Source organism: Pseudoalteromonas thalassia (assembly GCF_049257215.1).
In the GTDB taxonomy this organism is placed as follows: domain Bacteria; phylum Pseudomonadota; class Gammaproteobacteria; order Enterobacterales; family Alteromonadaceae; genus Pseudoalteromonas; species Pseudoalteromonas lipolytica_C.
The window spans coordinates 41609-55557 of record NZ_JBMMUE010000005.1 but is presented as its reverse complement, the minus strand read 5'-3'; the positions used below and the strand labels follow the sequence as shown (position 1 = coordinate 55557).

General features: G+C 39.5%; 8 protein-coding genes. 4 read left to right on the top strand and 4 right to left on the bottom strand.

Features of this window, described 5'->3' with window-relative positions; genetic code table 11:
- Nucleotides 1-11 precede the first annotated feature (11 nt).
- Genes AAEU31_RS07940 through dinG form a run of 4 tightly spaced genes read right to left on the bottom strand, consistent with a single transcriptional unit; the run spans nt 12 to nt 4362 of the window.
- Nucleotides 12-905 carry a histone deacetylase family protein gene (locus AAEU31_RS07940; protein WP_421967026.1) on the bottom strand — a complete coding sequence of 298 codons (894 nt, stop codon included), beginning with the start codon at nt 903-905 and terminating at the stop codon, nt 12-14.
- On the bottom strand, nt 902-1510 hold the full coding sequence (locus AAEU31_RS07935; RefSeq protein WP_135925374.1) for a primosomal replication protein: 609 nt from the start codon (nt 1508-1510) through the stop codon (nt 902-904). Before AAEU31_RS07935 ends, AAEU31_RS07940 begins: the two co-directional genes overlap by 4 nt.
- Complete coding sequence (locus AAEU31_RS07930) at nt 1511-2287, bottom strand: TSUP family transporter (protein WP_135925372.1); 777 nt, start codon at nt 2285-2287, stop codon at nt 1511-1513. It abuts the gene before it with no gap.
- Entirely contained in the window at nt 2287-4362 is a 2076-nt protein-coding gene (gene dinG, locus AAEU31_RS07925; RefSeq protein WP_421966935.1) for an ATP-dependent DNA helicase DinG, read from the bottom strand. The genes AAEU31_RS07930 and dinG overlap by 1 nt, the downstream gene beginning before the upstream one ends.
- A 150-nt stretch (nt 4363-4512) precedes the next feature.
- On the opposite strand from dinG, the gene AAEU31_RS07920 reads away from it, so the two are divergent.
- The 4 genes from AAEU31_RS07920 to AAEU31_RS07905 all read left to right on the top strand — a co-directional run bounded on the left by AAEU31_RS07920 (nt 4513) and on the right by AAEU31_RS07905 (nt 13711).
- The gene (locus tag AAEU31_RS07920; RefSeq protein WP_421966934.1) at nt 4513-6861 is read left to right on the top strand and encodes a DNA polymerase II; all 2349 of its coding nucleotides are present in this window, start codon (nt 4513-4515) and stop codon (nt 6859-6861) included.
- A 245-nt stretch (nt 6862-7106) separates the two neighbouring features.
- On the top strand, nt 7107-9728 hold the full coding sequence (locus AAEU31_RS07915) for a TonB-dependent receptor domain-containing protein (RefSeq protein WP_421966933.1): 2622 nt from the start codon (nt 7107-7109) through the stop codon (nt 9726-9728).
- A 58-nt stretch (nt 9729-9786) separates the two neighbouring features.
- Nucleotides 9787-10668 (top strand): class I SAM-dependent methyltransferase, encoded by an 882-nt coding sequence (locus AAEU31_RS07910; RefSeq protein WP_421966932.1) that lies wholly within the window; start codon nt 9787-9789, stop codon nt 10666-10668.
- A gap of 400 nt (nt 10669-11068) precedes the next feature.
- Nucleotides 11069-13711 (top strand): TonB-dependent receptor domain-containing protein, encoded by a 2643-nt coding sequence (locus AAEU31_RS07905; protein WP_421966931.1) that lies wholly within the window; start codon nt 11069-11071, stop codon nt 13709-13711.
- Nucleotides 13712-13949: the final 238 nt, after the last annotated feature.

The following is a 13949-nucleotide window of genomic DNA, read 5'->3' as shown; positions in this document are numbered from 1 at the left end:
TATACCAAGCCTTAGAATAAATCGACAGCGGCTCTAAAAAGCTGACCATGAACATCAACCAAACGGCTTACATTTCGTTGATAGCCACCGCCCATAGCTGCAAAGAGTGGGATTTTTGCTTCCTTTGCTTGGCTTAATACTAAATGGTCACGTTGATACACGCCCTCTAAACTGACTTGAAAGTGTCCTAACTCATCATCCGTTGCGATATCTGCGCCGGCGTTGTACAAAATGATATCAGGCTGGTGGAGTCTAATTGTTAAGGCTAATGCTTGATTTACTGTCTCAAGGTATTCAGCATCTGAGGTGCCATGCTCCAAAGCAAAGTCGTAATTTGATTGCTGCTTGATACGCGGAAAGTTTTGCTGGCAATGAATAGAGCAGCTAATTATTTGAGGGTGTGCTTGTGTTACTTCGGCTGTGCCATCACCTTGGTGAACGTCACAGTCAAAGATTAATACGGTATCGGCTTGTTCGCTCTCAATTAAATGTGCTGCGGCTATTGCTAAGTCATTAAAAATACAAAAACCACTACCATAGCTCGTAAAAGCATGGTGATAACCGCCACTTAAGTTAAATGCAGCACCTTGTTGTAGTGCAAATTCAGCACCTTGAATACTTGCACCGACAGAATAGAGTGTTCGTTCGACTAAGGCTTCAGACCAAGGAAAGCCCATTTTTTTTATCGCTTTGCTGTCAAGGCTACCTGTTAAAAAAGCGTCGACATAGTCGGGGTTATGGCATAGAGCAAGCTGCGCGCGAGTGGCTTTTTGTGGGGTAATGAAGTGCTGTTCATCAATAAAGTCGCTAACAAGCTGCCTTAACATGCGATATTTTTCAATCGGAAAGCGGTGACGCTCGGGTAAAGCTAACGCTGAATAACTTGGGTGGTAGTAAAACATTATCTCAGCTGCTGTTTTTCTACTTGTTGAATTTTATCTTCAGTGGCTGAAATTGCTTTTCGACAGCGACCCAAACGAGCGTGTAAAGCTAAGATCTCTTTATTTATTTCAGTGGCCTTTGCTGGGCTAGCTGCATCAAGTTTAAGCTTTCTTTCTTCAATCATTAAAACTAAGCGGCGCTCAAACTCATGGTTTTGCTTGAGCTCATCGTAAAGTTCATGTGAAGACTGCATGATCTTTTTAACTGCTTGTTTATATATTTGTGGCTTGCTCTTGGGTTTAAAACTGTATTTGTTCTCTTTTGCCCACACAGGTGTTGATTTAATAACATTAAAAACAGCCTGAACTTGCTGTGCAATTCGCTCTAAAGCATATTGGTAAGCATGGCGATGTTCTGCTGGGGGCAGGTTAGCTAACTCTTCTTCTATTTCAGCTACATAATCTGCAAGCTTCATACTTTTAGTCGCAAATACCGCCTTATCAAATAAACTTGGTTGTGCCTGCATGTAGCGATTTTTAGCAAATAGGTTGCCGTTATCAAATTGGCTTGCTTGATGTTTAAGCCTAGATATTTGCTCGCATAGTTTGTCAAAAGCAGGAGAATGCATTTACAAATAAGCCTCATAGATTAACTTTAATGCTAACACTATAACCACAGTATTAAATACTGGGCGGATCATTTTACTACCAAATTTAATTGCTGAATGCGCACCTAACCAGGCACCTAACATCAAGAAAAAGCCCATTGTTATACCAAGCAAAAAGTTCACATGGCCCAGCGCAACAAAGGTGATCAATGAAATAAAGTTCGAAACAAAGTTCATTGAGCGAGCAAGCCCACAATTTAGCAATAAGCTCATCTTATATAACAGGCTATTTGAGGCAGTCCAAAAGGTGCCAGTACCAGGGCCTGCTAAACCATCAAAAAAACCAAGGCCAAGCCCTTGTAGCCATTGTTTAATTTTGGTTTTGCCATCAAGCTCAGGCAATTCGTTATGCTCAGTCGTACTTAAACTGCCAAAGAGACTGTAACAAGCCACTAAAATAATCACCACCGGTAGTAATTTATTTAAAAACTCAATACTCAAGTAATCTACAACTAATGTACCTACAAGTGCCCCTATGGCAGTTGCTAAAATAGACGCAGCCCAAAACCGGGGGTTAAATAACTTTTTTCGAAAATATGTCACACTCGCAGTTAATGAGCCAAAACTGGCTGCAAGTTTATTGGTCCCTAGAGTGAGATGCGGAGGTAAACCGGCTGTCAATAAGGCTGGTACAGTTAGCATGCCGCCACCGCCAGCAATGGCATCAATAAAGCCTGCAGCCAGCGCTACTGCGCAAAGGAGTGCCCATGTTGTTGGATCTAAAGCTAATTCAAACATTAATAATCAATTTGTCTTTTAAAGGGTGGCAAGGTATCGAGCATGGCTTTGCCATATCGTTTGGTCACTAAACGGCGATCAAGAATAATAATTCGTCCTTGATCATTCTCTTTTCGAAGTAGTCTACCACAGCTCTGTACTAATTTCTTTGCTGCATCAGGTACAGTAATAGACAAAAATGGATTCCCCCCCTTACTTTGCACAAATTCAGCCTGCGCTTCTTCTATTGGTGAGGTAGGCACCGCGAACGGAATCTTTGTAATGACGAGGTTTTCTAAGTATTTGCCCGGTAAATCTAGACCTTCTGATAGGCTTTGTGTGCCAAATAAGTAGCTTGCGCGACCTAAGTCAACATTCGCTTTATGCTTTTTCAATAATGCTTCTCGAGACATTTCACCCTGAACTAATACGTCAATTCCTTTGCTGCGCAGTGTTTTTACTACGTGATCCATCTGCCAATAAGAAGCAAACAACACTAAATTAGCTTTTTTATCATCAAGAAACTTAGGTAATTGTTCAGCCAAGTGATCACTAAAGGCTTTATCTGTTGGCTCGATGTGGCTTGCAGGAATATGCAGTGTTGCTTGTTTAGGATAATCAAACGGCGAGGGAACTTTGATGTATTTGACGCCTTCTTCTTTGGCTAGGCCGCATTCATAAGCAAAATGATCAAATGAGCCAAGTGCAGTTAAAGTAGCTGAACAAAGCACAGCACCAGCACATTGATTCCATAATTTATCTTTTAAGTAATAGCCAACTTCAATAGGGCAATCACTGAGTAAGTGGTCGTGATGGTTCTTATACTCTAGGCGTTTGATCCATCGAGCATGGGGAATACCTTCGCCTTTTGTTGCATAACTAAACCACAGCTTGTTTAATAACTCTAGACGGTTAATGTAATGACCACTTTCAGCCAAGATAGGATCAGCTACATAAGGTTTTATATCGCCATCGCTTACGTCTTGTACCAAGGTATCGTGCATTTTGTTTAGTGCTCTTAGAGCATCAAGAGTGGCATCGCTGATATCTTTTGCTTTAGCATGTAAAGATGCAGGGATCTCACCGTGCTCAAAACGATAGGTATCATCACTGTTGTAGTTAAAATCCGCATTATCAAGAATATCACGTACGACTTTTAAGTTTTTTGCAGCATCATTGATACTGTCACTCAGCTTAAAATTTTGCCCAATTGCTTTTTGTCCTACTAATACATTTGCCATTTTGCCAGCAAATTTAACAAGCTTGTCGAGCCAATCTATGGTGCCTTTGATTGTTGCAGCTGCAGATGAGAAGTCTCGGGTGATGTGAGCTAAATGGTGCGCTTCGTCAATTACGTAAATGGTATCGTCAGGCTCGGGAAGAATCTTACCACCACCGAGGTCTAGATCAGCCAGCAGTAAAGAATGGTTGATCACCAACACATCCATTTGCATAAGACGCTGACGCGCCATATGAAAAGGGCACAGCTGATGAGCACGCATTTGTCGTTGGCATGAATGCTTATCGCAGGCTATTAAATTCCAAACTTTATCGGGGATAGTATCAGCCCAACTATCGCGATCACCTTGCCATTGCTTTTTTGAGTAAGCATCATAAAGTTGCTTTAAGCATTTGGTTTCCATATCTGAGAGCGGCGATGATAGGGTCGGCATAAACTCCATTTGCGTTTGGCTGTCGCCATTTACTGCCGCACTGAGTTTTTGCGCACATATATAGCGCTGTCGGCCTTTCACTAAATCAAACTTAATATCAAGGCCAGAGTGTTTTTTAAAAAAAGGCAGTTCTTTATTGATTAACTGCTCTTGAAGGGCAACGGTGGCCGTCGAAATCACTAATTTCTTTTTTTTGGCCATCGCCAAAGGCAATGCACCTAAACAATAAGCCAGCGACTTGCCAGTTCCTGTACCAGCTTCAATAACACAGATGCGTTGGCTTTTATGGTACTCGCCAGCCAGCGTTTTTGCTATTTCGGCAACTAAATAGTTTTGACTACTTCTAGGGCGGTAATCGGTGAGGTTATCAGCAACATGCTTATGAATTTGCCGAATTGTTTTTTTTAAAGAGTCAGAAAGCATGCCCAGATAACCTAAAGTATGTATATAATTACAGTAATGAATTTTAGAGATTTAACTGGGCAACTACAAGCGACTTGTTACTTTAATTAGCTAATCCACTTAGCTTTGTTTAACTAAAATGCCTAAATTTCCGAAAAAAGGTCTAATAACATGCAGTTAGTTTCTGGCTTTATTCTTTCCACCCAATGCTATGATAGCGCTAAAGGCATTTCTATTGTGGTGTGGATATTATCTCAGCAGGGGCCTGTAAAGCTAATTAGCTCTTTACAACACGCAGTGTTTTTTATTAATAAATCACAATTAGACGCTGCAACAAGCGTGTTCAACGAGTATGGGATCATCTGCGAAATTAAGCATGTGAAGCTTAAAAGCTTCATGCAGCAACAAGTGGTTTCTTGTTATTTCTCTTCATTGAAACATTATTACAACGCAGCTAAACGACTCAAAGCACAGCATATAAAAGTCTATGAAGATGATATCCGCCCAGTCGATAGGTTTTTAATGGAGCGCTTTATCAGAGGATCTGTTTGGGCCAAAGGTCGTTTAATTAAAAGCCACCCATATCCAGTATTAACTGATGCTAAATTCAAAAAAAATAGCGAATTTACGCCTCGATTCTCAAGCTTGTCACTCGATATTGAATGTAATGGTGAGGGAGTACTATTTTCAGTTGGCTTAGTGGGCGAAAACATCGATATGGTGTTAATGATAGGACAGCCACAAGATACCAGTGAACTGCCATTTAGCATTCAATGGTGTGTTGATGAAATTGATTTACTAGACCACCTTTGTACGCTTATTCAAACTATAGATCCTGATGTGATTATAGGTTGGAATGTCATTGAGTTTGATTTTACTGTATTGCATGCACGTGCTGAAGCGCTTGGGGTTGAATTACCTTTAGGGCGCAATAAAGAAAAAATGCAGTTGAGAGTTGGTAGCTTTACTCGCTTAACTATACCTGGTCGGGTTGTGATTGATGGTATCGATACCTTAAAAAATGCAACCTATCATTACGATAACTTCAGTCTTGCCAATGTAGCAAGCATTGAGCTTGGCGAAGATAAACTGATTAGCACCGACGACCGTCTTGCTGAGATCATTCGTCAGTTTAATGAAGATAAACTTTCACTTGCGAGTTACAACAGACAAGATTGCATTTTAGTCTTGCGTATTTTTGAAAAGCTTAGGTTACTCGATTTTGCAGTTGTACGAAGTCAGTTAACAGGTTTAGAGCTTGAAAGAATGGGGGGATCTGTTGCCGCTTTCACTAACCTCTACCTACCTTTATTACATAGAAGTGGCTATGTAGCTCCCAATTTGGGGGATCATGGCCTAACATTCGACAGCCCCGGTGGCTATGTTATGTCATCACAACCAGGGCTTTATAGAAATATACTCGTGCTCGATTACAAAAGCCTGTATCCATCGATAATGAGAACATTTTGTATAGATCCACTTGGCTTGATTGAGGGTTTAAAAAGCCCAGAAAATGCAATAGAGGGTTTTAATCAAGCGCTATTTTCACGAACCGAACATCACTTACCTGAACTGATTCGAGAGCTCGCTGCTAAAAGACAGGTCGCCAAAGATAATGACCAACCTATGCTCTCGCAGGCGATTAAGATAATTATGAATAGTTTATATGGAGTGTTAGGTTCAAAAGGGTGCCGCTTTTATGATCCACGCTTGTCTAGTTCAATCACTCTGCGTGGTCATGAAATAATGCAAACTACCAAGCAGTGGATTGAAGAATGGGGCTATGAAGTAATTTATGGCGATACTGACTCGACATTTGTGAAATTAGTTGATGAGCTGAATCCTCAAGACTGTAATGAAATCGGTACGGAACTGGCAAGAAAAATAAACATACGTTGGCAGCACGAGTTACAACAACATTATAAAATAGACAGTTTTTTAGAAATTGAGTTCGAAATCCACTATAGCCCTTTTTTTATGCCCACGATTAGAGGAAAAACAACGGGTTCTAAAAAGCGATATGTCGGAAATGTGGTCAAAGATGGAATTAGCGAACTTGTTTTTAAAGGAATGGAAACAGTCAGAAGTGATTGGACTGAATTGGCTCATCAATTTCAAAGAGAGCTTTTCAATATTTTATTTAGTGAACAGAATAGTCAGGATTTAATAATCCAAGTATTTGATAATTATGTAAAAAAGCTTTATGCAGGTGAATTTGACTCAATGCTAGTCTACCGTAAACGATTAGGGCAGCATTTGACAGACTATCAAAAAAATATCCCTCCTCATGTTAAAGCAGCTAAGCAATATATAGTTAAAAATCCTACTGTTAGCTTCAAGCGTGGGCAAATAATTGAATATGTGTACACCGATTGTGGCGCTGAGTACTACACAGGTAAACATCATTACGATTATGGCGTTTATGTTAATAAGCAATTGTTGCCAATAGCTGAAATGATAGTTGCAGATTTAGGTACTATTGTTTCATTTGGAAATAATAAGCAAATTCGAATGTTTTAAGGTCTGAATATTGCTTTTTGTCCCTATTTCTAGGGGTTTTATCTAGAAATGTCTTTGTACGAATTTTGCGCGATAGATTAAAGTTTGGTTTCATTTGTGGTTTTTTATTAGTTTTTTATAAACAAATGTCTGGATATTTTGTTTAATTTGTTTATTATTTGTTGGTCGCAGTCCTGATGTGATAACAAATAATAAACAAGCTTATGCTAAATATAGCCACAATATAGTGGTCCAGGGAGAATCAAATGTTAAATAAAAAAGTTTCTAAAGCAGTTCGCTTAGCGATTGCTTTTGGTGCTGCATCAACAGCTGCATTTTCTGCATCGACTGTTGCAGCTGAAGACGACAGTGCAGAGAAAGTTGAACGCATTCAAGTAACAGGTTCACGCATCAAGCGTACTGACCTTGAAGGTGCATCACCTGTAATCAGCATTACATCTGCTGATATCAAAATGGAAGGTGATTTCACTGTAGCTGACGCTCTTCGTTCAAGTTCATTGAACTCATTCGGCTCATTCTCAGAGCGTTCAGGTAGCTCTGCTCAGTCTCAAGCAACTATTAACTTACGTGGTGCGGGTTCACGCCGTACACTTGTGCTATTAAACGGTCGTCGTTTCCCAGGCTCACCAACATTAGGTGGTGCGTCAGCTAACTTAAATGCTATTCCTATGGCGGCAGTTGAGCGTATCGATATCATGACTGAAGGTGCATCATCTATTTATGGTTCTGATGCAATGGCTGGTGTTGTTAACGTTATCCTAAAAGACAACTATGAAGGCTTAAGCTTCAACGTTGGTGCTGGTCATCGTGATCAAGACGAAGGAACAACGTCTTCAGAGTTCTCAGTAGTAGGTGGTATCTCAAACGATAAAGGTAACATCACGTTTGCATACGATTACCAAAAACGTGAAGGTATCAGTGATGGTGCACGTGATTACACTAAAGCTAAAATCGGTGATTTAGATGGCGATGGTGATATCGAAGCGTACACTGCAGATACTGTTGGTTGGTCTTATTACGGTGCAACAGTTCTTTCTCCTGACTTCTCACAAGCAAAAGCATCACTATTATGTGATGACTTAATTGCAGAATACGGTGAAAATACGTTCCGTCGTGTAGATGCAAATGAAGACTGGGGTCCAGGCTCTGAGTATTGTATGTATGCGTTTGCAAACGTATCTTACAACACAGCATCAATCGACCGTAACACATTATACATCAGCTCTAACTATGAAATCGCTGAAAATGTAGAGTGGTTTGGTCAAACAATGTTTGTTCAAAACTCATCATTTGGTCGTTATGCTCCTCCAGCTGCTCCTTGGACTGGTATGTCTGCAGACAATGAGCACAACCCATACGGTGAAGATGGTGCATACGGTTTATTCCGTTGGGTTGGTATCGGTACTCGTGACGGTAACGTAGACGACTACAACATCGATTTAACAACTGGTTTACGTGGTTTCCTTGATTGGAACAACGCTTCATGGGAAGTTTACTACCACCGTAACAAAGCAGATAACAAATCTGTTGGTCAATACTACCTTTCTTATTCTGGTTTAGCTTATAACCAAGCTAATGATATTGATTTAGGTTCAGATGAAGGTGTTGCAAACATGAAAGCAACAACACTTCAAGAATCTTCATCGACTTTTGACCAATACTTTGCTGGTATTGGCTTCGATTTATTCGAATTACCTGGTGGTCAAGTATCACACTACGTAGGTATGGAATACTTTGAGCAAACTTATGCAGATATCTACGATGGTCAATCAGCTGCTGGTTTAATCGGTGGTTCAGCAGGTAACTCATCACAGGGTAAACGTGATGTAACAGCATTCTTCTTCGAGTCAGTTCTTCCAATTACTGAAACTGTAGAAGTTAACTTAAAAGCTCGTTACGATGACTACTCTGACTTCGGTGACAATATTGCTCCTGCGGTATCTGCTCGTTGGCAAGTAGCTGATAACATCGTTATCCGTGGTTCATATTCTGAGTCTTTCCGTGCACCAGGTCTTGACCTTCTAAATGCTGCACGTACATTCTCTGCTGAATCAGCTATCGACTATGCAAATGGTTCAACTACATCGCGTCAATATGACACTTATTACACGCAAAACTCAGAGTTAGATGCTGAAACTTCAGATTACACTAACCTTGGTATCGCGTGGGATGTAAACGACAACCTTACTTTCAAAGTTGATTACTTCCAGTTAGCGATTGATAATGTAATTCAATCTAAGTCTCTTCAGTCTTTACTATCTGACGAAGCTGCAGGCCTAATCTCTGCTGTATCAGTAGACACAGATACTTCAAATGAGACTTTCTATCTGAAGCGTGCTGCATCAGGTACTCTAGTTGAAGCAGGTACATCTTACTTCAATGGTGCTGGTTTCGAAATTGAAGGTATCGACTTTACAATTGCTGCAAACCTTGAAACTGGTTTTGGTGACTTCCGTTTCCAAAACGTGAATAGCTTTGTGCTTTCGTATGACCAAGAAGTAGGTGGTGTTGTACAAGATACATCTGGCTGGTCAGGTCAACCTGAGCTTAAGTCTGTTGCAACGGTTGCATGGTCTTATGAAGATCACTCACTAGCGTGGAATGCAACATACACAGACAGCACTACTGAAACTGAAAAAGATGAAGATGGTGATGGCTACTATGAGCAAACAGGTAAGCTTGATAGCTGGTTAATTCACAACTTAACTTACACTTATAATGCAGGTGCATACGGTGCACTTACTTTCACTGTTAATAACTTAACAGATGAAGATCCAGTGTTATCATCAAACGGTACTTGGGATAACCAAGACCTTTATAATAACTTTGGTCGTGATTATCGTGTAAGCTACTCAATCAGCTTCTAATAAAGTTTTTTGAAAGTAAAAAGGCTGAATTTATTCAGCCTTTTTTTATGGAGTATACATGAGCGACCATTGGACAAATTATTGGCAACAAGGACACCTAACCTCATTTGGAAACGGGTTTAAAAAAAATTACCAAGGAGCATTACAAGAGTTCTGGTGTAGTTTCGCGACTAAGTTAGATCCAGACTCATTGGTTCTGGATGTTGGCACGGGCAATGGTGCCTTAATTCAGCTGATACAAAGAGACAAAAAGTTAAATTGTGTTGGAATCGATCAGGCAAAAATTCATCCCGAGGTTTCAAAGAGTGTAGGCGGAACCTTTCTGTCAAATACAGCCGTTGAGAATTTACCATTTAAAGATGATGAGTTTTCGTCTGTTATTGCACAGTTTTCTCTAGAGTACAGTCAACTTGATAAAAGTATCTCTGAGGTTTTTCGTGTATTAAGTGCTAAGGGAGTATTTGCATTTGTCTGTCATCACCCTGAATCAATAATTGTAAAGCCAAATGCAAAGATTTTAGCGGCAGCAAACTTTGTTAGACAAGAGTTAACATCATCTCTAATGGCTTTGATTAACGATCTTGATAGAAAGCAGCTGGAAAGTGCAAAGCATTATTTCAATGAAATTGAAATAAAAATGAAACGTGAATTTATAAATAATTTTGATGCTTTAGTGGGGACTAATTTACCTGCGTTCATAAACTTCTTGCGTCAAAATCAGAATAATAAAATAGACTTCAAAAAAGCGTTGTCTCTTTTTATGAATGAATTAGAGCTTCTAATTCTTAGGTTAACTGAGTTAGTAAATGCTGCTAACCAGTCAGCACTTTTGATCGAACAAGTAGAATCAATGAAAGTCAATTGTGAAGTTGGGAAAATCTTTGATAACAATCAAGATGAATTACTAGCAATTTACATTATGGGTGAATCGATTCTTTAAAACCCTCATTTAGATTTAGAAAAAGAAGTAGCATTTAATAAATAGATGTTACTTTTTTGAAATCCTCCTCCTTTTTTGCCTGTCATAGATAATTTATTTTATTTCAATTGTTAATTTTGATTGTTGCATTTATTGGTTATCAAAAAGCTGTTTATGTAGGTTTTTCACGATTTTTCTGTACCTTTAAGCAATTATCTTGTACCTAATATTAACTTGCTTGGTTTATTGTTGATTATTTGTTTATTGTTTAAATTCCCTTATAAAACAAAGGTTAAAAAAAAGTTGACCAAAAGTTGTACCTGATATTAGTATTTGATTGCTCTAAGGGGGGCTTTGACCCTTTAGTGTTAAATAAATAAATTAATAAAGTCATAACATGGATATGACCAGGGAGAATCAAATGTTAAATAATCAAGTTTCAAAAGCAGTTCGCTTAGCGATTGCTTTTGGTGCAGTGTCAACTGCTGCATTTTCTGCATCGACTGTTGCAGCTGAAGACAACAGTGTAGAAAAAGTTGAACGCATTCAAGTAACAGGTTCACGCATCAAGCGTACTGACCTTGAAGGTGCATCACCTGTAATCAGCATTACATCTGCTGATATCAAAATGGAAGGTGATTTCACTGTAGCTGACGCTCTTCGTTCAAGTTCATTGAACTCATTCGGCTCATTCTCAGAGCGTTCAGGTAGCTCTGCTCAGTCTCAAGCAACTATTAACTTACGTGGTGCAGGTTCACGCCGTACACTTGTGCTATTAAACGGTCGTCGTTTCCCAGGCTCACCAACATTAGGTGGTGCGTCAGCTAACTTAAATGCTATTCCTATGGCGGCAGTTGAGCGTATCGATATCATGACTGAAGGTGCATCATCTATTTATGGTTCTGATGCAATGGCTGGTGTTGTTAACGTTGTATTAAAAGACAATTATGAAGGCCTAAGCTTTAACGTTGGTGCTGGTCATCGTGATCAGGACGAAGGGACAACATCTTCAGAGTTTTCTGTAGTCGGTGGTATCTCAAACGATAAAGGTAACATCACGTTTGCATACGATTACCAAAAACGTGAAGGTATCAGTGATGGTGCACGTGATTACACTAAAGCTAAAATCGGTGATTTAGATGGTGATGGTGATATCGAAGCATACACTGCAGATACTGTTGGTTGGTCGTACTTCGGTGCAACAGTTCTTTCTCCTGACTTCTCACAAGCAAAAGCATCACTTTTATGTGATGACTTAATTGCAGAGTACGGTGAAAATACGTTCCGTCGTGTAGATGCAAATGAAGATTGGGGCCCAGGCTCTGAGTATTGTATGTATGCGTTTGGTAACGTATCTTACAACACAGCATCAATCGACCGTAACACATTATACATCAGCTCTAACTATGAAATTTCCGATAACGTAGAGTGGTTTGGTCAAACAATGTTTGTTCAAAACTCATCATTTGGTCGTTATGCTCCTCCTGCTGCAGAGTGGGAAAATATGTCTGCTGATAACCCACACAACCCTTATGGTGTAGACGGTGCGTATGGTTTATTCCGTTGGGTTGGTATCGGTACTCGTGACGGTAACGTAGACGACTACAATATCGACTTAACTACTGGTCTTCGCGGTGACTTCGACTGGAACAATGCTTCATGGGAAGTTTACTACCACCGTAACAAAGCAGATAACAAATCTGTTGGTCAATACTACCTTTCTTATTCTGGTTTAGCTTACAACCAAGCTAATGATATTGATTTAGGTTCAGATGAAGGTGTTGCAAACATGAAAGCAACAACACTTCAAGAATCTTCATCGACTTTTGACCAATACTTTGCTGGTATTGGCTTCGATTTATTCGAATTACCTGGTGGTCAAGTATCACACTACGTAGGTATGGAATACTTTGAGCAAACTTATGCAGATATCTACGATGGTCAATCAGCTGCTGGTTTAATCGGTGGTTCAGCAGGTAACTCATCACAGGGTAAACGTGATGTAACAGCATTCTTCTTCGAGTCAGTTCTTCCAATTACTGAAACTGTAGAAGTTAACTTAAAAGCTCGTTACGATGACTACTCTGACTTCGGTGACAATATTGCTCCTGCGGTATCTGCTCGTTGGCAAGTAGCTGATAACATCGTTATCCGTGGTTCATATTCTGAGTCTTTCCGTGCACCTGGTCTTGACCGTCTTAATGCTGCGCGTTCATTTTCAGCAGAAGACGCTATTGACTATAGAAATGGCTCTACAACAGAGCGTCAGTACAATACATACTATACACAAAACTCAGAATTAGATGCTGAAGAATCAGATTACACTAACCTTGGTATCGCGTGGGATGTAAACGACAACCTTACTTTTAAACTTGATTACTTCCAGTTACAAATCGATAATGTAATCCAACAAAAGACATTACAAGCTCTTTTATCTGACGAAGCTGCAGGCCTAATCTCTGCTGTATCAGTAGATACAGATACTTCGAATGAGACTTTCTATCTGAAGCGTGCTGCATCTGGAACGCTTATTGAAGCAGGTACATCTTACTTTAATGGTGCTGGTTTCGAAATTGAAGGTATCGACTTTACAATTGCTGCAAATCTTGAAACTGGTTTTGGTGATTTCCGTTTCCAAAACGTGAATAGCTTTGTACTTTCATATGAAGAAGAAGTAGGTGGTCGAGTTCAAGATACATCTGGTTGGTCAGGTCAACCTGAGCTTAAGTCTGTTGCAACGGTTGCATGGTCTTATGAAGATCACTCTTTAGCATGGAATGCAACATTTACTGATAGCACAAGTGAGTTTGAAAAAGCTCCTTTAGATGCTGATGGTAATCCAATTGCTGGTGCTAAATATGATGTGTCTGGTCGACTTGATAGCTGGTTAGTACATAACTTAACTTATACTTATAATGCTGGTGCATATGGTGCTGTTACTTTCACTGTTAATAACTTAACAGATGAAGATCCAGTGCTATCATCAAATGGCACATGGGATGATCAAGACTTATATAACAACTTTGGTCGCGATTATCGTGTAAGCTACTCAATCAGCTTCTAATAAAGTTTTTTGAACGTAAAAAGGCTGAATTTTTTCAGCCTTTTTTTATGGAATATACATGGCGATCATTGGACAAAATATTGATACAAGGCTATCTGATGTCTTTAGCAATTATTTTAATAGTTTATTAAGAAAGAGAGTTAAACGTTTCGTCAAAACCATGATAATGAGCATAAAGTTCTTAACCTTAATCAAAGGTTTGTTTGTCATCACTCTGAATCAATTATTATTATTCCGA